This window comes from Neorhizobium sp. CSC1952, assembly GCF_030378245.1.
Classification (GTDB): Bacteria; Pseudomonadota; Alphaproteobacteria; order Rhizobiales; family Rhizobiaceae; genus Neorhizobium; species Neorhizobium oryzae_A.
Genome location: NZ_CP128416.1, coordinates 2553594 through 2576859, shown reverse-complemented (window position 1 = coordinate 2576859; position 23266 = coordinate 2553594). Strand labels below are relative to the sequence as shown.

The 23266-nt window shown below is 63.3% G+C and carries 21 protein-coding genes; 8 read left to right on the top strand and 13 right to left on the bottom strand.

Features of this window, described 5'->3' with window-relative positions:
• The first annotated feature begins 5 nt into the window (after positions 1–5).
• Positions 6–461, top strand: a complete 456-nt coding sequence (locus QTA58_RS12585; RefSeq protein WP_234810941.1) for a carboxymuconolactone decarboxylase family protein — start codon at positions 6–8, stop codon at positions 459–461.
• A 74-nt stretch (positions 462–535) separates the two neighbouring features.
• Positions 536–808: an Atu4866 domain-containing protein gene (locus QTA58_RS12580; protein WP_289669081.1), complete on the top strand. Its 273-nt coding sequence runs from the start codon at positions 536–538 to the stop codon at positions 806–808.
• Positions 809–862: 54 nt separating this feature from the next.
• Here the strand turns inward: QTA58_RS12580 and QTA58_RS12575 are convergent, their stop codons facing one another.
• Positions 863–1804, bottom strand: a complete 942-nt coding sequence (locus QTA58_RS12575; protein WP_289673152.1) for a dihydrodipicolinate synthase family protein — start codon at positions 1802–1804, stop codon at positions 863–865.
• A gap of 175 nt (positions 1805–1979) precedes the next feature.
• Here QTA58_RS12575 and QTA58_RS12570 point away from each other — a divergent pair, with 175 nt between their 5' ends.
• Genes QTA58_RS12570 through QTA58_RS12555 form a run of 4 tightly spaced genes read left to right on the top strand, consistent with a single transcriptional unit; the run spans position 1980 to position 6309 of the window.
• Entirely contained in the window at positions 1980–2843 is an 864-nt protein-coding gene (locus QTA58_RS12570; protein WP_085420653.1) for an ABC transporter substrate-binding protein, read from the top strand.
• Positions 2844–2900: 57 nt separating this feature from the next.
• Positions 2901–3596 carry an amino acid ABC transporter permease gene (locus QTA58_RS12565; protein WP_234810895.1) on the top strand — a complete coding sequence of 232 codons (696 nt, stop codon included), beginning with the start codon at positions 2901–2903 and terminating at the stop codon, positions 3594–3596.
• A gap of 17 nt (positions 3597–3613) precedes the next feature.
• Positions 3614–4744 carry a hypothetical protein gene (locus QTA58_RS12560; RefSeq protein ID WP_289669080.1) on the top strand — a complete coding sequence of 377 codons (1131 nt, stop codon included), beginning with the start codon at positions 3614–3616 and terminating at the stop codon, positions 4742–4744.
• Entirely contained in the window at positions 4741–6309 is a 1569-nt protein-coding gene (locus tag QTA58_RS12555) for an amino acid ABC transporter permease/ATP-binding protein (protein WP_289669079.1), read from the top strand. The genes QTA58_RS12560 and QTA58_RS12555 overlap by 4 nt, the downstream gene beginning before the upstream one ends.
• A gap of 46 nt (positions 6310–6355) precedes the next feature.
• On the opposite strand, the gene QTA58_RS12550 is transcribed toward QTA58_RS12555, so the two are convergent.
• The 5 genes from QTA58_RS12550 to QTA58_RS12530 form a co-directional block, all read right to left on the bottom strand.
• Positions 6356–6721, bottom strand: a complete 366-nt coding sequence (locus QTA58_RS12550; protein WP_085420656.1) for a hypothetical protein — start codon at positions 6719–6721, stop codon at positions 6356–6358.
• A 131-nt stretch (positions 6722–6852) separates the two neighbouring features.
• Entirely contained in the window at positions 6853–8160 is a 1308-nt protein-coding gene (locus QTA58_RS12545; RefSeq protein ID WP_289669078.1) for an FAD-dependent oxidoreductase, read from the bottom strand.
• Positions 8160–9524, bottom strand: a complete 1365-nt coding sequence (locus QTA58_RS12540; protein WP_289669077.1) for a dihydroorotase family protein — start codon at positions 9522–9524, stop codon at positions 8160–8162. Before QTA58_RS12540 ends, QTA58_RS12545 begins: the two co-directional genes overlap by 1 nt.
• Positions 9525–9535: 11 nt before the next feature.
• Positions 9536–10198, bottom strand: a complete 663-nt coding sequence (locus QTA58_RS12535; RefSeq protein ID WP_289669076.1) for an aspartate/glutamate racemase family protein — start codon at positions 10196–10198, stop codon at positions 9536–9538.
• 44 nt (positions 10199–10242) lie between these two features.
• Positions 10243–11349, bottom strand: coding sequence for a M14 family metallopeptidase (locus QTA58_RS12530; protein ID WP_289669075.1), 1107 nt, complete (start codon positions 11347–11349; stop codon positions 10243–10245).
• 602 nt (positions 11350–11951) lie between these two features.
• Here QTA58_RS12530 and QTA58_RS12525 point away from each other — a divergent pair.
• Positions 11952–12701 (top strand): GntR family transcriptional regulator, encoded by a 750-nt coding sequence (locus QTA58_RS12525; RefSeq protein WP_289669074.1) that lies wholly within the window; start codon positions 11952–11954, stop codon positions 12699–12701.
• A gap of 53 nt (positions 12702–12754) precedes the next feature.
• On the opposite strand, the gene QTA58_RS12520 is transcribed toward QTA58_RS12525, so the two are convergent.
• From QTA58_RS12520 to QTA58_RS12500, 5 genes are read right to left on the bottom strand one after another with little or no spacing between them, the layout of a single operon-like run.
• Positions 12755–13819, bottom strand: a complete 1065-nt coding sequence (locus tag QTA58_RS12520) for a DUF2218 domain-containing protein (protein ID WP_289669073.1) — start codon at positions 13817–13819, stop codon at positions 12755–12757.
• Positions 13816–14652: an ABC transporter ATP-binding protein gene (locus QTA58_RS12515; protein ID WP_289669072.1), complete on the bottom strand. Its 837-nt coding sequence runs from the start codon at positions 14650–14652 to the stop codon at positions 13816–13818. The genes QTA58_RS12520 and QTA58_RS12515 overlap by 4 nt, the downstream gene beginning before the upstream one ends.
• The gene (locus QTA58_RS12510; RefSeq protein ID WP_289669071.1) at positions 14649–15683 is read right to left on the bottom strand and encodes an iron ABC transporter permease; all 1035 of its coding nucleotides are present in this window, start codon (positions 15681–15683) and stop codon (positions 14649–14651) included. The genes QTA58_RS12515 and QTA58_RS12510 overlap by 4 nt, the downstream gene beginning before the upstream one ends.
• Positions 15684–15685: 2 nt before the next feature.
• Positions 15686–16729: an iron ABC transporter permease gene (locus QTA58_RS12505; protein ID WP_289669070.1), complete on the bottom strand. Its 1044-nt coding sequence runs from the start codon at positions 16727–16729 to the stop codon at positions 15686–15688.
• On the bottom strand, positions 16726–17673 hold the full coding sequence (locus QTA58_RS12500; protein ID WP_289669069.1) for an iron-siderophore ABC transporter substrate-binding protein: 948 nt from the start codon (positions 17671–17673) through the stop codon (positions 16726–16728). Before QTA58_RS12500 ends, QTA58_RS12505 begins: the two co-directional genes overlap by 4 nt.
• 388 nt (positions 17674–18061) lie before the next feature.
• On the opposite strand from QTA58_RS12500, the gene QTA58_RS12495 reads away from it, so the two are divergent.
• The gene (locus QTA58_RS12495; RefSeq protein WP_289669068.1) at positions 18062–20227 is read left to right on the top strand and encodes a TonB-dependent siderophore receptor; all 2166 of its coding nucleotides are present in this window, start codon (positions 18062–18064) and stop codon (positions 20225–20227) included.
• Between the two features lie 41 nt (positions 20228–20268).
• Here the strand turns inward: QTA58_RS12495 and QTA58_RS12490 are convergent, their stop codons facing one another.
• Both QTA58_RS12490 and QTA58_RS12485 read right to left on the bottom strand, forming a co-directional pair.
• The gene (locus QTA58_RS12490; protein WP_289669067.1) at positions 20269–21159 is read right to left on the bottom strand and encodes an AraC family transcriptional regulator; all 891 of its coding nucleotides are present in this window, start codon (positions 21157–21159) and stop codon (positions 20269–20271) included.
• 375 nt (positions 21160–21534) lie between these two features.
• The gene (locus QTA58_RS12485; protein ID WP_289669066.1) at positions 21535–23259 is read right to left on the bottom strand and encodes an ABC transporter ATP-binding protein; all 1725 of its coding nucleotides are present in this window, start codon (positions 23257–23259) and stop codon (positions 21535–21537) included.
• Positions 23260–23266 lie beyond the last annotated feature (7 nt).

Here is a 23266-nt window from a genome sequence, read left to right as displayed (position 1 = left end):
GTGCCATGACGACCGCCCTGCTTGTTGCAACGGCAGCCGCACCGGCCATGGCCAACACGACCGAAGAGCGCCTGGACCGGGGCGATGCGGTTGTCAGAAGCCTCAACCAGGGCCAGCCCCAGCAGGTGCTCGAGCGCATGCGCCAGGAGTTTCCCTTCCTGGCCGAAGCGACCGAGGCTTATGCACTCGGCGATGTCTGGTCGCGGCCCGGCCTCGACAACCGCACACGTCAGCTTGCGGCGGTTGCAGCCTTTGCGGCGACCGGCCAGACGGCCTTCATGAAGGTTCACGCCGGCTATGCGCTCAACATCGGCGTATCCGAGGAAGAGCTGAAGGAGATCGTCTACCTGATCACCGTGCCTGCGGGTTTTCCCCGGGCGATCTCGGCCTCGCAGACGCTCTCCGAGCTGTTTGCCGAACGGCGGGACACAGTCCCCGGAAATGAGGCCCCCTCGCCATGATCCGGTTCCGACACTTCGCGCTCGCGATTGCCATCAGCACCACAGTCATCATCACTTCGAAGGTTTCTGCCGAAATGAACAACCAACCAGTCACATCCGCCGGCGCACGGCAAAACCATCCCTATGCGGGGATGTGGATCACGGCCGACGGATACGTCCGTCATAACCTGCTGCCGAACGGCCGCTACGACGAAGCCCGCGGCAATCGCGAGAGCGCCTATCGGGGGCGTTACGAGGTCCGCGGCGATCACATCGATTACTGGGACGACACGGGCTTCACCGCCGACGGCGAGTTCATCGACGGCGTGCTCCATCACGGCGGCATGATCCTGTACCGCCAGAAGTAATCGCCCGGCATCACGAAACGTCACGGTGTTGGACGGGCAGGCCGAGAATGGCCCTTACCTCGCCGATGCCGCAACAACCGCGCGGGGATCGCGGATCGCCAGTCTTCTGAGCAGCAGCTCGATCTCGTCGATCGCCTTGCTGCTCAGCTTCCCGCCGGGCGCGCGCTGCGTGTCGGACGTAATCAGCCCCCGCCGCTTCATCACGTATTTGCGCACGGCCAGTCCCACGCCGGGCTGCTGCTCGTAGCGAACCAGCGGCAGGTGCGCGTCGAATATGTCGTGGGCTGCTTCGAAATCTCCGGCCCTCGCATAATTCACGACATCGACCAGCATTTCCGGAAAGGCGTATCCGGTCATGGCGCCATCGGCACCGCGGCTCATCTCGAAGTCCAGAAACAGTCCCCCGTTGCCGCACAGGATGGAGATCGGGCGCATGCTGCCCCGGTTTTCGTACTCCCGCAGGACCGAAATCTTTTCCAGGCCAGGCCAGTCCTCATGCTTGAGCATGGAGCAGGACGGATTGTCCATAACGATGCGCCGGATCACCTCCGGCGTCATCACGACCCCGAGCGCCAGCGGAAAGTCCTGGATGACGAACGGGATGTCGTCGCCTATCGCCTCCACGGCATTCCTGTAATAGCCGACGATCTGGTCGTCGGTGCGCAGCGACGGAGGCGGCGCGATCATGACGCCGGCCGCGCCGAGATCCATCGCGCGTCGGGAAAGGGAGCGCATCGACGCGAAACCCGGCGCCGAGACCCCCACGACCACGGGCAGGCCTTCCGCCCGCTTGATGTACCGCTCGGCGACCGCCTCGGCCTCCGCCACCTCGAGCTTCGCCGCCTCGCCCATCATTCCGAGAACCGTCAGCCCCGTCGCGCCGGCGGCGCGATAGGCATCCACGAGCCTGTCGATGGAGACGAAATCTATGGTGGCGTCGGGGAAGAACGGCGTCGGAGCGATCACGTAGACGCCGACCGCTTTTTCCAGGGTCATCATTGGCTTCTCCTTTGGGCGGTGGACCTGTTTATGCTTCAATGGAACTGAGCGGCGAAACCATGATCGATGCGCCACGAAGATATTTCTGATATATCTCGTAATATCACAATTGCAAGTCTGCTTGCTTTGTGGAACGATACGGAAAATCACGACGAAAAAGAAAGGGAACAGCATGTTGAAGAAAGCTATTGCCACGGCCATCGCGGCTTTGGCCGTGTTGGGCACCGCGTCTGCCCTGTCCGCCGAGGAGGCGCTTCCAAAGGATGCGTTGTCGACGCCCGGCACGCTTTCCATGGCGGCCGATTTCGCCGCTGCGCCGAACCAGTTCCTCAAGCCCGACGGAACGATGGACGGCCTCAACTACGACCTTTGCGGCGCCCTCGCCGCCAAGATGGGTCTGAAGATCGAATGGACCAATCTCGCCTTTCCGGGCCTTGTCCCGGGGCTGCAGGCCAAGCGCTTCGACGGGCTCTGCACGGCGATCTTCATCAATCCCGACCGCCTCAAGATCATGAACATGGTTCCCTACGTCCAGTGGGGCGAGGGCCTGATGGTCGCCAAGGGCAGCCCGCTCGGCCGGGGCTGCGATGCCGTGAGCGGCAAGCCCGAAACCTACGAGGCATGCTTCGCGACGCTTTCCGGCAAGACCGTATCGGTCGCCGCCGGCGGCACGACCAACAAGCATCTCGAAGAACAGAGCGCAAAACTCGCCTCCGCCGGCAAGCCGGCCATCAACATCCGGGCCTTCGACAGCAACGCGGATGCGATCCAGGCCGTCGTTTCCGGCCAGGCGGAAGCCGCCTATCTCAACGACCCGCAGGCGGCCTTCTTCATCAACCGGACGAACGACGGCTTCGAACTCGCCTTCAAGGGCTATAGCTCGAACCAGCTCGCGCTTGCCGTGCTCAAGGAAAATACGGCATTGGCCGACGCGCTCGTGAAAGGTCTCGAAGCGATGAAGGCCGACGGCAGCTATGCGACAATCCTGAAAAAATGGGGCGTCGCGGAAGTGCCCTCCTTTGCCTACGCCAAATAAGCATCGGGCGGCCGGCGAAAGCGGGCCGCCGACCGGAACTGAACGGAGCGTCGCGACGTGACCTGGGATTTCGAGGTCTTCTGGGCCTATCTCTTCGATCCGCGCATCATGGCCGGTGCCTTGACGACGATCATCGTGGCGACCCTGTGTCAGGCTCTCGCCACGGCGGTCGGCTTCCTGGTCGCATTGGGGCTGCGGGGGTCACCGGTCTGGTCGGCACCCGCACGGCTCTATATCGGCATCTTCCGCGGAACGCCGCCGCTCGTCCTCTTGCTGCTTTTCTATTTCGGGCTGCCGCAATTGGGGTTGCGGCTCTCCGTGCTCGAGGCCGGCGTGCTTGGCCTGTCCCTCTACGGTGCCGCCTATATGGCCGAGATCATCAAGGCGGGCCTGAACTCCGTCGACAAGGGACAGGTCGAGGCGGCCCGCTCGCTGGGCTTCTCGCGTGCCGGGACCATGCGCTCGATCCTGCTGCCCCAGGCGGTGCGGATCATCCTGCCCCCTTTCGGGAACGAATTCACATCCATGATGCGCACCACGTCGCTCCTGTCGGTGATCTCGTTCGAGGAGCTGCTGCGGGTTACGACGCTCGCCATCAACCAGACCTTTCGGCCGCTCGAACTCTATGCGGTCGCCGCCCTCTACTATCTCGCCATGACCACGGCCTGGATGATCGTCCAGCACTGGCTGGAGGCGCGCGCCTCCCGTGGAACGGCTCGCCCCCAGAATGCGCCCATGGCGCTGACCCACTGACAGAAACGGAACATACCATGCCAAAGGCCCGCCCCATGCCCGCCAACGTTATCCTCTACGGCGTCGGCGCACTCGGCACCCTCGTTTTGGATGCGCTTCGCAGCGGCTACCCGACAATCCGGGTGGTCGGAGCAGTAGACCATGCTCCGGACAAAGCCGGACGCCCGCTTGCGGAACTCTATCCCGGATATGCGGCTCTTGAAGGCATCGTCGTGGCGGGAACTCTCGCCGAGTGCCTGGCAGGCATCGAAGCGCCCGTGCATCTGGTCTATCATATGACCGAGTCCGTCCCCGCAGCCATCGAGACCCAGCTTTCGGAGATACTGGAGGCAGGCCTCGACGTCATCTCCGCCGCGGAATCGATGTTTCATCCCTGGCTGCGTCATGGCGAGTTCACGCAACGGCTCGACCGGATCGCCCGCGCGAAGGGCGTATCCGTGACGGGCGTCGGCATCAATCCGGGCTTCAGCTTCGACAGCCTGCCGCTGATGCTGGCGCGCGCCACCTGCGGCGTCACCCGCATCGACATAAGCCGCACCATCGACGTGACCGGCACGGGGCCGGGGGACATCGATCACGTCGGCTATGCGCTCTGGCCGAAGGAGTTCGAGGAGAAGATCGCATCGGGCCGCATCGTCGGCCATATGGGCATGCCGGAATCGATCGCCCAGCTCGCCGAGCGGCTGGACATGGCCATAGACACGGTCGAGGAGCGCTGGGAAACGGCAACCGCCGACTTTCCGGTGGACTCCGGCACCCCCGAACTCGGTATGATCGAACCCGGCCGCGTCATCGGCATCACCCAGTTCGGCGAAGGCAAGAAGGACGGCGAGACGAAGATTTCCATGCGGCTCGTCATGTATTACGAGCCGGAAGATCATGGGCTGGAAGTCGCCGATCGCATCGAGATCGTCGGCGATCATCATATCAAGGCAAGCCTGGTCCCGGCGGCACGGTCGCTGTTCGGCGCAGCCTGCACGATCGTCAACGCCACGCATGACGTCATCGCGGCCGCCCCGGGTTTTGCGAGCGTGCTCGATTTTTCGATCGGCGGCGCAGAGCGGGGCGGGTTCCGTTACGTGCTCGATCCGGCAAAACCGCCCCGCCCCGGCCATGTCGCGCTTGTGAAGGAGGCCATCGAGCCGTGACGAGCTGGGATTCGGCGCTGTTCCTGCAGGTCCTGGCCTCGCCGGTCATCGCAAAGGCTGCTTGGACGACACTTTGGGTCGCCACGCTGGCGCAGCTCTGCGGCACGCTCATCGGGATCGCCACGGCGCCGGCCATGATGGCCAAGGCCCGCCTGCCCCGTTTCATCGCCTTCCTTTACCTGTGGGTATTTCGGGGCACGCCGCTTCTTGCCCAAATCCTCTTCTTCTACGCAGCCCTGCCGCAGATGGGGATCAGGCTCAATGTCTTGACGACCGGGCTTCTGGCCCTGTCCCTCAACGAGGGAGCCCGCATGGCGGAAATCGTCCGCTCAGGCCTGCTTTCGGTGCCGCAGGAACAGCGCGAGGCCGCGGCGGCGCTCGGCTTTCGCAAGGTGCCGACCTTCTTCCTGGTGGTCATGCCGCAAGCCATGCGGGCCATCGTGCCGCCGCTGTGCAACAACTACAGCTACATGATCAAGGCCACCTCGCTGCTGGCGGCCATCTCGTTCGCCGAATTGTTGCGGACCTCCCAGCAACTGGCACAATCGACCGCGCGCCCGCTGGAAATCTATACGGTCGCGGCGATCTGGTACATGGCGATCATCTGCCTCGTAACCCTCGGCCAATATCTCCTGGAGCGGCGCATGGAGCGGACGAACCGGCAACGGACCATGAGGAATGTCGATCCCTCCCCCGTACCGGCGGCATCGGCCAGGACCGCTCCGCCTGTCGCCCGCGAACCCGAAGACGTGCCGGACACGCCGCCATTGATTGCCGCATCGGGCCTCGTCAAGCGGCTGGGAGCGACGCTGGCACTGGATCATGTCGATTTCTCCGTGCATTCGGGCCAGGTCGTCGCCGTTCTCGGCCCTTCCGGATCCGGCAAGTCGACTCTCCTCCGCTGCCTGAACCATATCGAGGTACCGGACGAAGGCGTGGTGATGGTCGAAGGCCAGCCGATGGGCTTCACCACCGATGCGGCCGGCCGGCGGCGACCCGTCGCGGAAGCCGAGCTCGACCGCCAGCGCCGGCGCATGGGCATGGTATTCCAGCGCTTTCATCTGTTCGAACACCTGACGGCTCGACGAAACATCACCATCGGGCTCGAACGAGTGCTGAAGATACCCCGTCGGGAAGCCTGCGAGCGTGCCGATGCGCTGCTCGCCCGTTTCGGGCTCGGCCAGCTTGCCGATCGCTATCCCGGCCAGCTTTCGGGAGGCCAGAAACAGCGCGTCGCGATCGCACGCGCGATCTCCATGGCACCGAGCGCCATCCTGTTCGATGAACCGACCTCCGCACTCGATCCGGAAAGCGTCAAGGATGTACTCGACGCCATGCGCGATCTCGCGCGACAGGGCATGACGATGGTCGTGGTGACGCACGAGATCGGATTTGCGCGCGCGGTTGCCGATCGCGTCGTCATCATGGCCGAAGGGCGGATCATCGAGCAGGGCAGCGCCGCCAGAGTGTTTGAGGACCCGCGCGATCCGCGCACGAAGAGCTTTCTGGCGCTCCTCTCCTCAAATCACTCCGCCGCGTCGTCGCCGCGAAGTGAAAGGGCATAGCGGGCTTACGCTTCCGCGCATCGCTGATGGAAGCCGGCCGGCGGCCTTACATGTCGCCGGCTTCCTTGCTGGGGTTCGCAGCAACCGCGATCACCAGCCCCGCCTCGCCTATGATGTGCCGGTAGCGGTAGTTCTTCGGCAGATACATCGCGTCGCCGGGCTTGAAGATATGCTCCTCGCCGGTTTCCTCGACGATCTGCCGCGACCAGCCGTGCAGGCAATAGAGGATCACCTCATGCACGCCGTCGCCTTCCACCATCACGTCGAAATGCGGCATGTAGGTGGTGATGTGGAACGAGATCGAGGAACCGTGAAGTTTCTTGGTGATCAGCCGGTGGCTGAATTCCTGTCCGGGATGGACCCAGGTGAGCGCCACGTCCTCTTGTCTCGACCATGCGATCTTTTCGCCCATTTGCCTGTCTCCTTGTCGTATGGCGTTGCGGGATGGGTGGGAAATCAAAGCGCGAGCCGCAGCCTCGAAACCGTCGAGGACAGCGGCCTCGATGTCGTGTGATGGAGAGGCGTCACGTATCCTTCAATGCATCAGGTATCTGCCGCACGCAGGTCGCGGCGGTCGCGGAACTCGCTCCAGCCAAGCCAGACATAAGGGGCGGCTTCCGCAAAGGTGCGCATGGGCACGGCTTTCGGCCTGACGTGAGGCAGGACGAATTCACCTGCCGTCACCCTGCCCGCCAGCAATCCCGCGATTTCCCGGCCGAGCGAAGTCGTCAGCGCCACGCCACGGCCATTGCAGCCGATCGCCGCGTCGAGGCCGGGCGCGAGCGAGAGAAACCGCGGCAGCGCGTCCAGCGTCGCGGCGATCACGCCTGTCCAGACATGTTCGGCGATCATATTCCCCGCAGCGGGAAAGAACTCCTCGAGCCGCCTGGTGAACACGGCCTCGGCCCGGTTCAGGCGGTTCGGCCCCGGCAGCACCAGACCGCCCGTCAGCAGCCGCCCGTCCGGCGACCAGCGCACCGCGAATGTGTGGCGGCGCGTATCCGCGATCGGCGAACGGGTTGGCAGGATGCGCGCCTGTTCTTCCGGGCCGAAACGCTGGCTGGCGATCTGGAAAACCCGGGTCGGTATGATGCTGCGGTCGAGTTCCGGAGCAAGACGGCCCGTCAGGGCATTGGTGGCAAGAAACACGCGGGAGGCCTCCACGCGGCCCTTCCGGCTGCTCAACAGCCATTTTCCGTCCCGCCGTGCGATGTTCGATACGGGGCTCTCCGCAAAGAGGGAAACACCCGCATCGAGACAGGCGCCGGCCAGCCCGCGCGCATAGGCGAGCGGGTTCAGCTGTCCGCCGGAGGGGACGAACAAGGCTCCGTGAAACCGTGTCGAACCGGTCCTGCGTGCCACTTCCGCGCCGTCCAGCATCTCGACGCCGCGCCCGCGCCGCTGCCACTCCGCCACCCGCCGCTCCAGGACGGAGGCGATGGCCGCGGTATGGGCGGGCTGCATCCAGCCGCTCTGCTCGGCGTCGCACTCGATGCCGACACGGCGGATGAGATCGAAAACGATGTCTCCGGACATGCCGACGAGATCCACCAGGCGCTCGCCGAAGACCTCGCCCAGCGACGCGCCGACATCGGCGGGGCCGAGCGCCGTCTTGAGGCTCGGGACGACGAAGCCGGTATTGCGGCCGGACGCTCCGAAGCCCGGAACATCGGCTTCGAGCAGCACGGTCCGGACGCCGAGCTCAGCCAGATGCAGGGCGGCCGAAAGCCCAAGAAAGCCGGCGCCGACGATAGCGACGTCGGCCGCCATATCCCCTTCCAGAACGGGCAGAGCCGGCCCCGGCCTGGAAAGCGCCGACCAGATGGATTGCTCGAAGGTCTCCGGCAGCATCACACCACCGGTTTCGCGTCGGGCAGTCTTGCGATGAAGCGGCCGGCGCCCGGTTGAGCCAGCACGTCCTTTCCGTCCCATACGATATTGCCGCGCAGCACCGTCATCGTGACCCTGGCCTCGAACGTCTCGCCATCATAGGGGCTCCAGTTGAGGCCGTCGAAAGTGCGCGAGGCGTCGAAACGGTAGGACCCCGGCGTCATCACCGCCATGTCGGCGTCGGCGCCGATCGTCAGCGCTCCCTTCTGCGGCCATAGGCCGAAGAAGCGTGCAGGCTTTTCGCTCAGATATTCCGCCATGATCCGCTCCGGCGCCCGGCCCTTCGCCTTCAGATCCGTATAGAATGAAGGAGCCAGCGTCTCCAGTCCCGGAATGCCCGCGCCCGCATCGAAAATCGACGGCGTATATTTGTTGTCGATCGGCCAGCTCGAATGGTCGGTCGAAATGAAATCCACCTTTCCCTCGTCGAGGCGGTGCCAGAGGTCGTCCAGCACGCCCGGCCGTATGGGAGGGCTGACCTTCATGCGCGCGCCCAGCCGCCCGATGTCGCGAGCGGCATCGAAATGGAGATAATGAACGCAGAGCTCCGCCGTCGCCCGAACGCCCTCTTCCCGGTAGCGGGAAACGAGATCGTAACCGCGCGGATGCGAGATATGCACGATATGGACATGCGCGCCGGTCGCCGCTCCCAGTTCCAGGAAATTGGCCGTCGCGGCCATCTCGGCGACCACGGGCCTGCTCGGCTCGTGCCATTCCGGTGTGATGCGGTTCTGCGACTTGAAGCGGGCGATCATGCCCCGCACGATCTCCTGGTCCTCGTTGTGGAGCCCGACCGGCAGCCCCGTTTCGACGGAAGCTTCCAGGATGTCGAGCATGTCGTTGGCCGGCAGCCGGGGAAATCTCACCGGATGGCTTTCCATGCTGGATATCTTGAAGGCGACGGCACCCTTGGCGGCGAGCCGCGCCATCTCGGCGGTCCCCTGCCCCGGCGCGATGGTCGCATAGAGCGCCACGTCGCAGCTCGAATGCTCGTTGACGGCGGCGACCTTCAGGTCGAAGCGGTCAACGGTGTTGAGGGGGTCGGGGTTATCATAGGGCATGTCGACCATGGTCGTGATGCCGCCGGCAAGCGCCGAACGGCTGGTCGCGGCAAACCCCGGCAACCCCTTATAGCTGGTCGCGTGCGTCTGGCCGTCAACGAAGCCGGGCAGGACGAGCGCATCGCCCACGTCCCGGAAGACCGAGGCGGCCGGGGGTACCCCCTCGCCGATCGCCGCGATCTTCTCACCCGAAACGGCAATCCAGCCGCCCTGAACTGTCCGGTCCGGCAGGACAAGCGTTCCGCGAAGGACCAAATCGTACATGCCTGCGCCTCCTATGCCGCCTTCGTGTAGCCGAGACGAAGCAGGCTCTCTGCCCGCATGACCGCCGCCTGCGCCGGATCGACCACCTGCAGGCCGAGCGCTTCCTCGATCTCACGGCGGTAGGTGCCCATGCTGGCGCAGCCGAGGATCAGCACGCCGGCGCCATCCTCGTCGCGCAACTGCGTGCCCACCTCGATGATGCGCTCGATGGCGCGCTCCTTCTGCGACATTTCCAGGACGCCCATGTCCAGTGCCCGGTCTCCGGCGAGGCGGTGTTCGAGGCCGAGCATCCGGATCGCACGCAGATGCCGCCCGATGGAACCGTTCTTGATCGACACGACACCGAAACTCTCGGCCAGTCCGGTCGCGGCCTGGTAAGCCGATTCCGCGATCCCCAGCACCGGTCTGCCCAGAGCTTCGCGGCAAAGGGCGAGGCCCGGATCGGAGAAGCAGCCGATCACATAGGCATCCGCGTCGTTCTTCCGAAAATAGTTGAGGACCGGCAGCACGACGGACTCCACGTCCTCCTGCGTCTCGATGCCGGCAGGCGTCCCCGTCAATGTCGCGCAGACGATCTCCGGCGCTCCCGGAATGCGCAGGACATCGAGGGCCCGGTCCATGCTTTCCGTGACATTGACCGAGCTGTTGGGGTTGAGCACAAGAATTCGCGTCATAATTTTCCTGACCTGCCGCAAGGCATTGTGATGAAAATGGGAAATCAGGCCGTCATGCCTGCAACGGCTTGGCCGATGACCTGACGGCTGCGAAGCAGAACCAGTCCCTTCCAATCCGCCGTGTCTGGATGGTAGAAACGCCGCAGCGCCCGCTTGATCGCCCGGGTTTCGGCGGAAGTCCAATCCACCGTTCCATAGGCATGCAGCCAATGATCGTCGCGCAATGCAGCCGCCCCCTCTTCCGCGGGGAAGGTACCGTATTCGAGCGCCACGAAGGTCAGCTTGTCGTCGCCCACGAAGCGGGCCCAGGCATATTGGGTCAGGCCGGCGATCGGCACCGACGACGACTTGCCGAGAAGCGGCTCTCCCAGACTGTCTCCATACCAGGCGCGGCAACGCATCTGCCCCGACGTACCGGGGCGATGCCCGCAGATCGGCTCGCCGTATCCGAAGGGGCCGAGACCGGTATGGTAATCGATCACGGCCACGTTGGCGCGATCGGCCAGTGCATGATCGGCACAGATGCGCTCCATGGTCCGGAGCGACCAGGTTGGCCTGGTGCCGCCATAATAAAAGCCTTCCGGATGGGTGTACTGGCCGCTGCTGCGCGCCATCTCGAAGGCGAAGGCTCCGTGCTCGGCGCGCCATTTCGCAAGCCTCTCCTGTGCCGCCGCCACGCACTGAGCGTCGAGACTGCGCGGCAGGAAAGCATCGGCAAGTTCGTCATAAGCCCTGTTTTCGGGAATGCCGTTCTCGAACAATATGCAGTTGCGGTTCAGATCGACGCCTTCTTCGGTCGTCCGCCTCAGCCAGGCGAAGCCGTGCGGATTCAGCGCGTGCACCATCATCACCGCAACGCCCTGGTCCATGATCTCGGCAAGACCGAAATCGATGCAATCGATCTGCGCGCCGGACCCGCAAAAGCCTTCCACGCCATGCGTGGCGGAAACCAGCACCAGTACATTCGAGGCATCGGCAGGGCCGAACCACGCCACATCCGTCGCCAGTTCCTCGCCATCCGGCCCGCTATTGGGGTTCACGTAATGATGCAGATCGGCTTTCCCGCACCCGGCCTTTTCGAGAAACCGTTCCCGCGCGGTGCGATAGTCCTGGGAAAAGGCCTCAACCGGGTCGATCATCATTCCGTACATTCGGAAATCCTCTGTCCTGCAAGCCGGGCGCCTCGAGTTGACATATGCCTGTTCGGATCAAAGATATATTACGAAATATAATTTACAAGCGCATATTTGGACACCCGGAGCGTCGGATCGCGCCGCGAAGCCGGCCGTCTCTTACGGCCTTGCGTGAAGCGTTGCGGTCGGGATCAGCGGAATGATCGGCCGGCACCCGTTTGCGGCGTAAAAGACCCTGCGGATTCCATCGTCGTTCTCTCTGAGCGCGCTCATTGCTGCGGAAACCACTATAACGGCCGTCCGCCATTGCGCATGCATATTGCGTTATATATCACGGGATATGCCAAGAGCTCGTCTGCCCGGATCGCCCATGCTTCGTAAAGACCATCACGGCTTCTATCCCGATGGATCGGAGCATAGAAATGCAGCGGAACGAGCGCGGTGGCATAAGGGCCTCCGTTTCCGGCTCTCGTTATCCACCGGAAAGCCCGCGCTACCGACAGGACCCGGCTTGAACTATACTATCGAACATATCAGTTTGAATCGGAAATCTGCAGCCCGAAAGCCCATCCCGGGTCGAGCACAGCAACGCCGGACGCGGGCCGGCGGGAGGAATGTTTATGAGTGACGTCTCCACCACCGATGCGGCGCCCAAGAAGGCGGCGGCCGACGGAAAGCGCCTGGCGACGCGCCGCAAATCGAAGAAAACGGAATCCCTCACCGAACGCGTCTACCAGATGCTGCGCACCGAAATACTGACATGCATTCTGGAACCCGGACAGGAGATTTCCGAAGCCGAGCTCGCCGAGCGGTTCGAGGTGAGCAAGACGCCCGTCCGCGAGGCACTGGCGACCCTCCGCTCGGAAGGCCTCGTCAAAACCTTCCCCCGCCGCGGCTACCAGGTGGTTCCCATCACGTTCGGCGACCTCAACGAGCTCTTCGACCTGCGAACGATCCTGGAGGCGGGCGCAGCCGAGCTTGCCTGTGAGCGGATTACCGATGCGGAAATCGCATCGCTCCAGAAGCTCGCCGAGGTCGTATACGACCGTTCGGAACAGCCGAGCCTGAAACGCTTCATCCAGGCGAATCGCGATTTTCATGTGGCGATCGCCAAGGCCTCGGGCAACGAGCGGCTGTACAACATCCTGGGCCGGCAGATCGACGAGCTCGAACGGTTCTTCTATCTCGGCGCAAGGCTGCGCGATGTCAGCGACGAGACCCGCGACGATCACAAGGCGATCGTGGAGGTTCTCAGGTCGCGTGATCCCGTCGCGGCGCGCAAGATCATGATACAGCACAACGATGTGACGCGGCGGGGATTGTTCCTCGCCCTGTCGCAATCACGGAACCTCAGCAGCATCAATCTGTAGTCGGCGCGCCCAACCGGTCCGCCGGCGGCTTGTGCTGCTTGAGCGAAACCGGTTCAGGCAGGATCCCGCTCCCAGTACCACGCCACATACATGTTCTTCCGGTCGTGCCGGCGGCTCTTCAGCAATGCGCGGATGGCCCGCACGTCTTCCTTTTCGCAGGCGAACCAGACAAAGGTTTCGTCATCGATGGCGGCAATCGCCTTTTTGGTCTCTTCCGCAAGAACGCCTTTCGCTCCGGAAGGATAACTCCTCCGGTGCAGCCAGCGGATGTCGAGCGAACCCGCCGACGCAAGAGGCTGCTCTTCCGCCGCATCCTCCACTTCTATGATCGCCTGCATGCGCGTGCCCGGCGGCACCTCGGCCGCAATCCGAGCAATCGCCGGAAGTGCGCTTTCGTCGCCGGCCAGAAGAATGGATCGTGCCGAAGGGAGGTTACCGCCGCCCGGGCCAAGAAGCGCGACCCGTTCTCCCGGCTGCGCATCCCGGGCGAAGTCGGCACCGGGAGTTTCGACGCCGGGCGCCGGGTGCTGCAGAAAATCGATCCACAATTCCCGGCTTTCGATATCGACGGCCCGGATCGTATAGACGCGAACCACAAGTTCGTCCTCGCCCTCCGGCCATGCGATGCGGCCATCCTCGCGCAGTCCCGGCCAGACCGGAGCCCTGCCCTTCGGCGGAATGAGGAGGCGGACATGCATGTCGCCGCCGATGAACGGCGTGACGTCGGCTGAGGCGAACTTCACCCTGCGCATGTGCGGGGTCACGTCCTCGGCGGAAACGACCGTGGCTTCGTGGATGTTGGGCAGCACGGCCAGCGCGGCGGTTTCCGACCAGCTGAGCTCGAGAGGATCGTCTCCGGCAAAATAGAACAGGTGCTCCGCGATGCTGGTGCGGCTCATCTGCAGCGCCTCTTCCGACGGACAGGCCAGTTCGATCAGGAGCCGGCGGTCCTGCACGCGAATGCTCGCGGTCCCGATCTTGCTCTTCAGCAGCGCAGCGTCCTGGGTTCGCTGGACCTCGGCGTGCTCGACGAAGTGCTCGCAGATTTCGCCAAGCATATGCACCGCGTCCTTCGGAATGGCAGTGCCCGAGAGTTTGAATTCCTGAACCGCGTTCATGGCCGGTCCTCCTTGAAATCCTGCGCTGTTGTCATGCGGTGCCTGCCGATCGGGAGCATGATCGGCCGGCCCGAAGTGGGGTCGGTAACGATGCGGCTTTCGAGGCCGAAGACCTGCCGCACATTCTCTTCCGTCAGCACGTCTTCCGGCTTGCCGGACACGTGCACGCGCCCCTTTGCCATCGCGACGAGATGGTCTGCGTAGCGGGCCGCAAGGTTGAGATCATGCAGCACCATGACGACGGTGGTGCCGCGCGCGTGGTTGAGATCGGTCAGCAGATCGAGTACCTCGACCTGGTGGCTGATGTCGAGAAATGTCGTCGGCTCGTCCAGCAGCAGGATTTCCGTCTGCTGCGCCAGCGCCATGGCAATCCAGACCCGCTGGCGTTGCCCGCCGGAAAGCTCGTCCACCGGACGTTCGGCGAGCTCCGTGGTTTTGGTTGCGGTGAGCGCGCCGTCCACCGCTTCGTCATCCTTGCGCGTCCAGCGGGAAAACAGGCCCTGATGCGGATGCCTTCCCCGGCTGACGAGGTCGGCCACGGTTATGCCTTCGGGAGCGATCGGCGATTGGGGAAGCAGGCCCAACGTCCGGGCGAGCTCTCTCGGCGGCGTCCGGTGGATCGACTTGCCGTCCAGCAGCACATGCCCCCGATGCGGCGAGAGGAGCCGGGACATCGTGCGCAGAAGAGTGGACTTGCCGCAGGCATTGGCGCCGACGATGGCGGTGATCCTGCCGGGCGGCACGGCGAGATCGAGCTCGTGCAAAATCTCCGTGTCGCCATAACCGGCCGAAAGCCGGCTGGCGATCAGGGAGTGGGCTGAGCGAGCGGTCATAGCGAGCCTCCGGTCCGGTTGACGCGCACGATGAGGAAAATCAGGTAGGGAGCGCCCAACGCGCCGGTCACAACGCCGACCGGATAGCGGCTTGAGAGAAGGAACTGGCCGATATAGTCGCCCGCCAGCACTAGCGTCGCGCCGACCAGGGCCGAGGGGATCAGCAGCGATCCGCTGTTTCCCACGAGGCGGGCGGCGATCGGCCCGGACAGGAAGGCGACGAAGGCGACCGGGCCGGTCACGGCCGTTGCCGAGGCGATCATGCCGACGGCTGCAACGATGATGATGACGCGCGTGGCCGGGACCCGGACGCCGAGGGCGGCGGCGGTATCCTCTCCCAGCCGTAGCGCCTCCAGGTCGCGCGCACGGCTCAGCAGCAGCCCGCCGAACACGGCAAGCGCCAGGAGAAGCGGAACCGCCTGGGAAAGCTGCGCTCCGTTGACGCTGCCGGTCAGCCAGCGGATCGCTTCCTGCAGGTTCCAGGCCGGCGCCTGGGAGAGGATATAGGCGATGAAGCTTTCCAGCATCGCCGAAACGCCGATCCCGACAAGGATGAGCCGCGTTCCGGCGACCCCATTTTTGGATGAAAGACCATAAACCAGAAGCGCGACGGCCAGGCCGGCCACGACGGCGAAGATGGAGACGACCGGACCCTTCATCGACAGGACGACGATGGCGAACACGGCGGCGGCGCTCGCTCCCCAGCTGATGCCGATGATGTCCGGGCTGGCGAGCGGATTGCGCAGCATGATCTGGAAAGCCACCCCGCCGAGCCCGAAGCTCAGGCCTGCAAGGACCGAAAGCACGGCCCGCGGCAGCCTGAGCTGGCCGACGGTAAAACTCGCGCCCGGCACATTTTCACCGAACAGCACGCGGATGACGTCCCCCGCCGGCGTGAAGGACTGGCCGAGCGACAGGGTGAGGGCGAAGATCGCGACCACCAGAACCAGAAGGATAACGACGACAAGCGAATGCCGGCGTGCACGACGGCGGCGGCTGGCGACGATGAGATCGAGGGTGGGAGAAAGCATCGTCACAACTCGCGGACCCTCTGGCGCCTGACGATCCAGATGAAGAACGGCGCCCCCACGAGAGCGGTGACGATGCCGACGTCAAGCTCCGCCGGCCTCGCGACGATGCGTCCGACGATATCGGCGGTGAGCAGCAGGCAGGCGCCGCCCAATGCGGAGAAAGGCAGCAGCCAGCGATGATCGACCCCGACCAGCAGCCGGCAGAGATGCGGCACGATCAATCCCAGAAAGCCGATCGGCCCGCAAACGGCGGTCGTTGCCCCGCACAGAAGGATCGCGCCGAACGCCGCGACGGCGCGGGCCAGGGCGACGCGCTCGCCGAGCCCGGCCGCCAGTTCGTCACCCAGAGCCAGCGAGTTCAGCTTCCGTGCCGACAGCAGGCTGATCGCGAAGCCGACCGCGAGAAACGGCAGCACCGGAAGAATGCGCTCGAAGGTCGCCCCGCCGACGCCGCCGACCTGCCAGGACCGGATGCCGCCCGCGATATCGGCCCGCGGCAGCACCACGGCAATCACCATCGAGGAGAACGCGACGGAAGTTGCGGCCCCTGCAAGCGCCAGCTTGAGGGGGGTCGCGCCGCCGCGCCCCAGCGAGCCGATCGTGTAGACGAAGACCGCCGCACACCCGGCACCGAGGATCGCCGTCCAGATATAGGCATCGGCGGAGGTGATACCGAACCACGCGACAGCCACGACGACGGCAAGCGACGCCCCCATGTTGACGCCGAGAATGCCCGGATCGGCGAGAGGGTTGCGCGTCACACCCTGCATGAGCGCCCCGGCAAGCCCGAGCGCAGCCCCGGCCAGCACGGCAAGCAGCGTGCGCGGAATGCGGACGTTGACCGCCGCCTGGCCGATGCTGTCGATCTGCCCGGCAAGGGCCGCGAGGATGTCTGCCCAGTCCACCTCGCGCGTGCCGACCGTGACCGAGAGCCCGCACAGGAGCGCGAGAAGCGCTACCATTCCCGCAAGCCAGAGGCTTCGGGTTCGGCTCGACCGCGCTGAGGCGGACCACTGAGGGGACGTCTTCAGGCTGCCGGCGATCATCGGGACTTTCTGGCGGCCTCGGCGAGCAAGGCCACGTAATCCTTCAACACCCAGGAGATGGAAAGCGGCGTTGGATTCGCCGCCGTGCCGACCGGGTTCATGCCCAACACGACAAGCGCACCGTTGCCCACCGCGGGCATTCTGGCCATCAGCGGATTGGCCCTCAGCGCATCGAGCAGCCTCCGGTCGCCGTAGGTTACGACAATGTCGACGTCGTCGAACGCGTCGATGCGCTCTGCGCTGATGGAGCCGGAGAATTTCCCCGGCGCCGAGGCCCCGACGACGCTCTTGGGCGATTTGAGCCCGAGATCGGCGAAGAACCTCACCCGGGTGTCATTCGTCGTGTAGAAGTTGACGGTGCTCAGATCCGTCGCGTTGAGATGGGTTATGAACATGGCCGATTTCCCCACGAGCTCGGGATGGCCGGCGACCGCCTTGCCGATATCGGCCTCGATCCTTGCGATCAGCGCCTCGCCTTCGGGGGCCATGCCCATGCCTGCGCTGTTCAAGCGGATCATGTCGCGCCAGTCGGTCGACCAGGGTGCTTCGGGATAGGCGACGACCGGGGCGATCTGGCTCAGCGTGTCGTAGTCGGACTGGCTCAGGCCGGAATAGGAGGCTAGGATCACATCGGGCCTGGTGGCGGCCACGGCCTCGAAATCGATCCCGTCCCCCTCGTCGAAAAGCACCGGCTTGTCGGCCTGGAGCTCGGCCAGCCTTTCAGCCACCCACGGCAGCAACCCGTCGCCGTCGTCGTCGCCGAAATTGGCCTTGGCAAAACCGACGGGCACGACTCCGAGCGCCAGAGGCACTTCATGGTTCGCCCAGGCGACCGTCGCCACCCGCTCGGGCTTTTTGGAAATGACCGTCGTGCCCAGCGCATGCTTGATGGTGATGGGATAGGACGCGCTCTCGCCCGCCCAGGCACTGCCGAATGCGGTCATCCACACGCATATCGCTGCCCATCGCAGGACGAGAACAAAAAACCGCGGCATTGCGCAAACTCCGCCTTTCAATTTAAGTGGACTTCCACTTTCAGGTTCAACGGGCGACGTCAACGGGTGAACCGGCGCTGGCGGGACGGTGACGCGAGATTCCCGTCGGTTCCTACAAAACCGGGGAAATTTACAATACTGGATAATCAAGCTCCAGTTAAGAACCGTTTCGGGGACTGCAAATCGAACCATCTGACGCCGGCCGGATCCGACGGGGAATTTCCCGTTCGTATCCTCTCGTCGAGATGCGTTCGCAAGTCGTCCCCGGACATCATCGCCGACAGCGGCGCTCACCGGCAAAGCCACCGGCATTCACGTAAACCTTTGGAATTTGAACATGGACATTGAAACAACAAGCGGCCGCTCGAGACAGACCCTTATCCGCTACCGGAATGCCGTCCTTCTGGGTTGCACGGCGCTTGTCGCTTTGATGCCGACTTTCTCCCTTGGCCAGGAAGCCGACAATTCCAGTTCCGACACCACGCTTCAGCCGATCGTCCTTCAAGGCAGCGGCAACGCCGGCGTCCTCAACACCGAGAACGACTCCAAGTCCATCGTCGCGACGCAGACGACGGGCGTCGGCAAGATGCCGACGGATATTCTGGAAACACCCGCCTCGGTCTCCGTCATCACCTCCAAGGAAATCGAGGAGCGCGGTGCAAGCAGCATCGAGCAGGTCGTGCAATACACCGCCGGCGTGGTCACCAATTTTTACGGTTCGGATGATCGTTACGACTATTTCGACATACGCGGCTTCACGCCCTACACATATCGCGACGGTTTGGCCATCGGCAGGACCTTTGGTGGAGTTCGGGAAGAACCCTATGCCTTTGAGCGCATCGAGGTGCTGAAGGGTGTCAGTTCTGCTGCCTTTGGAGCGGCCGAACCCGGCGGCTCGGTGAACTACGTGACAAAGCTGCCGAAAAGCGAGCGTTTCGGCGAGGTGTATGCTACCGGCGGTTCCTTCGCCCATAAGGAGGCGGGTTTCGATTTCGGCGACAATATTACCGAGGACGACACCCTTTCCTATCGTCTGACCGGCAAGTTCCAGCGGTCGGACGCCGAATACGACTATTCCCGGGATGACGAAAACTTCATCATGGGCGGCCTGACATGGCGCCCCACGGATATGACCAGCCTTTCATTCGTCTTCGATCACCTGGACAGGGATGGCGTTCCCGGAAGCGGTGGCCAACCGCTCGGCACGGACTTCGACAGGGACAAGTTCTTCGGCGAACCGGATTATTATTTCCTAACCACGAACCGCAATACCTACAGCCTCATGTTCGACCACGATTTCGGCAACGGATTGAGCTTCGGCTCCAATGCCCGTTACAGCAAGTCGAACAACGCATTTGGGAGTGCCTATCTCGCCACTACGCGGACCGATGGTTCTAATCTGGCAGACCGTTATTTCTTCGGCAGCGACACTTCGAACGAACAGTTCATCATCGATGCAAACCTGATTTACGAAACGAACTTCGACAACGTAGACAGCCGCACGCTTGTCGGCGTCGAATACAATAAGTTCGAATCGGAAAACTATAGTTTGTACATTCCGAGTCAGACAGCTCTCTTCCCCGGCGGCACGCCTCCCATCAACTGGGTGAACCCAATCTACTCGGGAGGACCCAGCTCAACGGCCCCCACGTCTGGAACGAGCAACTCTCAGAAAACCAAGGCGATCTATCTACAGCAGGATCTAACCTTCTCCGACAAACTGACCGTCAGCCTGGGCCTGCGCAACGACTGGCTCGACCTAGAGCAAACGAACCTATTCACCGGCGCCACGGCTTCCGATGACCATAGCGAGTTTACCAAGCGGATCGGCGCAAGCTACAAGATCACCGAGGAGCTGGCAGCTTATGCGAGCTATGCCGAGTCCGCGGCACCTCCCGGTATCGGGACCGAGCCCACAACCGGCAAGCAGTATGAGATCGGGATCAAATATCGGCCGGATGCATTTCCTGCCCTGTTTACTGCGTCTGTCTATGACCTGACGAAGGGCAACATTACCGTCTACGACAGCGTCACCTATCTGCCGGCAACGGTCGAAAAAGTCCGGCATCGCGGCTTTGAGCTTGAGGCCAAGGCAGAGATCACTGACAATATCAACTTGATCGCAGCTTATAGCTACATTGATTCCAAAATCGACGAGCCCGGTGGCGCCAACGATGGCAACCGCCTTATGCGGGTTCCCAAACACTTGGTTTCGATATGGGGTACCTACACGCTAGCGGGAGACGGCGCGCGTGGCGACATGACGTTCGGTCTTGGCGCTCGCTATCTGGATTCATATTACCTGAATCTCGCCAACACCGGATCTTCGGAGAGCGCAGTCGTTTTCGATGCTGCCTTTACCTACAAGATCCAAGAGAACACGACGTTCCAGCTGAACGTCAGCAATCTGTTCGACGAAAAGCACATCGCCAGCCAGGATACCGGCGGGGTATACTACAACCCCGGCCGCGCCATCATGGCGACGCTGCGCCAGACCTGGTGATGAACCAGTCCCATCCGAACCATACGGATGGGACAACTCCTTCAGCGGGTTTGCTGCATCCGTCGCCATGCGGCGGGTGTTTGGCCCACGACCTGCCGGAACACCTTCGTCAAATGCGCCTGATCGGAAAATCCGAGCTGGGCAGCTATGTCGGCCACGGTCAGGTCGCCTTCCAGCAAGAGCTTCTTGGCAAGATCGATGCGCTTTCCGAGCTGCCATTGCAGCGGCGTCTTGCCGGTGGTCTGCTTGAAGACATTGGAGAACCAGCTTTCCGACAGGCCGACGGCGGCTGCCATTTCGGCAACGGACATCCGGCAGTCGCCAAGCCCGTCGATGCGCGAAACGAGCCTGTTCATCTGAGCCTGCGTCAGCCTGCCATTGGCTTTTTCGCCGTCCTGTTCGGGTATGTCGAGGAGGCCTGCGACGATGCTGCCCACCAGGCTTTCGGCATAGACGGCATGTTTCGAGGGGTTCGATATTTCGTCCACCAGCAAACCCGCCAGCGTTTCGATGGCTCCGAGATCCTGAATTTCCACCGGCCGGCGCAATGCCGTCAATGCAGCGGAATTCCCCACCGACGGCGAGAGAAATCTCAGCAGCCGGTCCTTGTGCATGTGCAGATTGAGATGCGAGAAACGGTGCATGGATCTGCTGCTCGTCCACATGGGCACACCGGCGGGAACATAGACGGCGCGGGTCATCGGACGATAGTGCGAGAGGCCTCCGTTCCGGTTCGACATCTGAATTCTGGATGACACGTCGTTGAAGAAAATCATGATGCGCGGGTCATCCGCCAGGTAGTAGCCCTTGGCGCCCGCCTGGCTCTCGGCCTCCCAAAAGACGCTCACCAGCCCGTCGAAGCGGCGCCACTTGACCGGCGCCACCACCCGAATGCCTTCGGTATGCCAATTCATGGAATGCCAATAACTCAATCTCGAATCCACTGTTGCTCGGCATGAACAATGGCGAAGCCTCCGGGCAAAGCACCGCGAGGAACCATCTCACGGCAACGATTTTTCCCGGGGTAGCGTCCGAAGCCGCGACTTCCGCCTTTCATGCTCGGGTCGAAGTTCGCCATAATATGAGTACAACTATCATGTTTATCCATCTTGGCAAGCCGCCGCCGCCGTCACGACCGCAGGCTCGTACACGCACACGGCTGACGAGGTGAAGCGTCGCGTACGCTCCGAGCAGCGGACAAACAGGACGCCGACAGCAAAAAGCCGCGTCGTCTGGACCGCCGAGGATAAACGGATATTCGGTTCAAAGCATGGAGAGACCGGCGGCGGATTTCGGCGCGGCGCTTCTCAGGTCTCTTGAAGGCGCATGCGATGCAGCATGCGCTTGTTGCGCGGGTCGGGATTGGGCACCGAAGAGATCAGCCGGCGCGTATAGGGCTCGGATGGATTGGTGCAGATGGTTTCCGCGTCGCCCGTTTCGACGATGCGCCCCTTGTGCATGACCGCCACGCGGTCGCAGAAATAGCGGACGACGGAAATATCGTGCGAGATGAATATGAAACTTAAACCCAGCCGCTGCTGAATGCTCAGCAACAGATCGAGAATCTGGCTGCGGATGGAGACATCGAGCGCAGATGTGGCTTCATCCGCGATGATGACGCGCGGCTCGAGCGCCAGTGCCCGGGCAATTCCGATGCGTTGGCGCTGGCCCCCGGAAAACGCATGCGGGTATCGCTCCATGGCGAGGGGATCGAGACCGACCAGCCGCAAGAGCTCGGCCACCCTTTCGCCGGCCTGCCGGTCCGACATCTGCCCGGAAACGAGGAGCGGGTCGGCAATGATCTGCCTGACCGTCATGCGGGGGTTGAGGGAAGCGAAGGGATCTTGGAATATCAGCCGGACGTCGCGGTGATAGGCTCGCAGTTCCGTCTTGTTGAGGCCGGTGACATCCACGCTGCGTCCCTCGGGCGCTCGGTAGGTGATAGACCCCGACGTCGGTTCCGTGATGCGCAGAAGGAGACGGCCGATCGTCGTCTTGCCGGACCCGCTCTCGCCGACGATGCCGAGGTTTTCGCCCGGATAAAGGTCGAAATCGACGTTATCCACCGCCTTCAGCCCGCCGCTGCTGCCGCCCCCGAAACCGAAGATCTTGCCGACCGAACCATAGGTCTTGCTCAGGCCGCGCACCGAAATCACCGGTTCGACGGCCTTCGCCTCGAATATGGAGGTTGCGGCCGGTGATCTCGCGGCCGCGCCGCTTTCCAGCCTCACGGTGGCATCCAGCAACTGCCGCGTATAGGGATGGCTCGATGCATGGAAGATGCTGTCCACCGGTCCGCTTTCGACGATACGCCCATAGCGCATCACCGCCACCTCGTCGGCTATCTCCGCGACGACGCCCATGTCATGGGTGATCAGCAGCATCGCCATGCCGCGTTCCTGTTGCAGCCTCCTGATGAGGTCGAGGATCTCCGCCTGGGTGGTGACGTCGAGTGCGGTGGTCGGCTCGTCGGCAATCAGGATATCGGGATCGCAGGCGAGCGCCATGGCGATCATGGCGCGCTGCCGCATGCCGCCTGAGAATTCGAACGTGTAGCGGTCGAGCATCCGTTCGGGGTCGGGAATTTCCACCTGGCGGAGCAAGTCGGCCGCCCGGGCACGGGCGTCCTTCTTCGAGAGCTTCCGATGCTGCCTGATGGCCTCGACGATCTGCGAGCCGATCGTATGGACCGGCGACAGCGAACTCATCGGCTCCTGGAACACCAAGCCTATCCGCCCGCCGCGCAGGGCAAGAATCTCGCGGCCCCGTTCGGGAAGGCTGGCAATATCGACAACCCCGCCCGGGCCGTCGAGAAGGATCTGCCCGGAGACAAGCCGGCCCGGCTTGTCGATGATGCGCATCAGCGCGCGGGCGGTCACGGATTTGCCCGATCCGCTTTCGCCGACGAGGCAGAGGGTCTTTCCCCGCCGCAGGTCGAAGCTGACGTCGCGCACCGCATGCAGGATATGCGTCCGGAGGCGAAAGTCGAGCGAGAGGTTGCGCACCGAAAGTATGATGTCCTGCATGGTCATGTCGCCT

Coding starts and splice junctions, on each gene's coding strand:
- QTA58_RS12585 (WP_234810941.1), top strand. CDS start 6: ATGACGACCGCCCTGCTTGTTGCAACGGCAGCCGCACCGGCCATGGCC.
- QTA58_RS12580 (WP_289669081.1), top strand. CDS start 536: ATGAACAACCAACCAGTCACATCCGCCGGCGCACGGCAAAACCATCCC.
- QTA58_RS12575 (WP_289673152.1), bottom strand. CDS start 1,804: ATGACCCTGGAAAAAGCGGTCGGCGTCTACGTGATCGCTCCGACGCCG.
- QTA58_RS12570 (WP_085420653.1), top strand. CDS start 1,980: ATGTTGAAGAAAGCTATTGCCACGGCCATCGCGGCTTTGGCCGTGTTG.
- QTA58_RS12560 (WP_289669080.1), top strand. CDS start 3,614: ATGCCAAAGGCCCGCCCCATGCCCGCCAACGTTATCCTCTACGGCGTC.
- QTA58_RS12550 (WP_085420656.1), bottom strand. CDS start 6,721: ATGGGCGAAAAGATCGCATGGTCGAGACAAGAGGACGTGGCGCTCACC.
- QTA58_RS12545 (WP_289669078.1), bottom strand. CDS start 8,160: ATGCTGCCGGAGACCTTCGAGCAATCCATCTGGTCGGCGCTTTCCAGG.
- QTA58_RS12540 (WP_289669077.1), bottom strand. CDS start 9,524: ATGTACGATTTGGTCCTTCGCGGAACGCTTGTCCTGCCGGACCGGACA.
- QTA58_RS12535 (WP_289669076.1), bottom strand. CDS start 10,198: ATGACGCGAATTCTTGTGCTCAACCCCAACAGCTCGGTCAATGTCACG.
- QTA58_RS12530 (WP_289669075.1), bottom strand. CDS start 11,349: ATGTACGGAATGATGATCGACCCGGTTGAGGCCTTTTCCCAGGACTAT.
- QTA58_RS12525 (WP_289669074.1), top strand. CDS start 11,952: ATGAGTGACGTCTCCACCACCGATGCGGCGCCCAAGAAGGCGGCGGCC.
- QTA58_RS12520 (WP_289669073.1), bottom strand. CDS start 13,819: ATGAACGCGGTTCAGGAATTCAAACTCTCGGGCACTGCCATTCCGAAG.
- QTA58_RS12515 (WP_289669072.1), bottom strand. CDS start 14,652: ATGACCGCTCGCTCAGCCCACTCCCTGATCGCCAGCCGGCTTTCGGCC.
- QTA58_RS12510 (WP_289669071.1), bottom strand. CDS start 15,683: ATGCTTTCTCCCACCCTCGATCTCATCGTCGCCAGCCGCCGCCGTCGT.
- QTA58_RS12505 (WP_289669070.1), bottom strand. CDS start 16,729: ATGATCGCCGGCAGCCTGAAGACGTCCCCTCAGTGGTCCGCCTCAGCG.
- QTA58_RS12500 (WP_289669069.1), bottom strand. CDS start 17,673: ATGACCGCATTCGGCAGTGCCTGGGCGGGCGAGAGCGCGTCCTATCCC.
- QTA58_RS12495 (WP_289669068.1), top strand. CDS start 18,062: ATGGACATTGAAACAACAAGCGGCCGCTCGAGACAGACCCTTATCCGC.
- QTA58_RS12485 (WP_289669066.1), bottom strand. CDS start 23,259: ATGACCATGCAGGACATCATACTTTCGGTGCGCAACCTCTCGCTCGAC.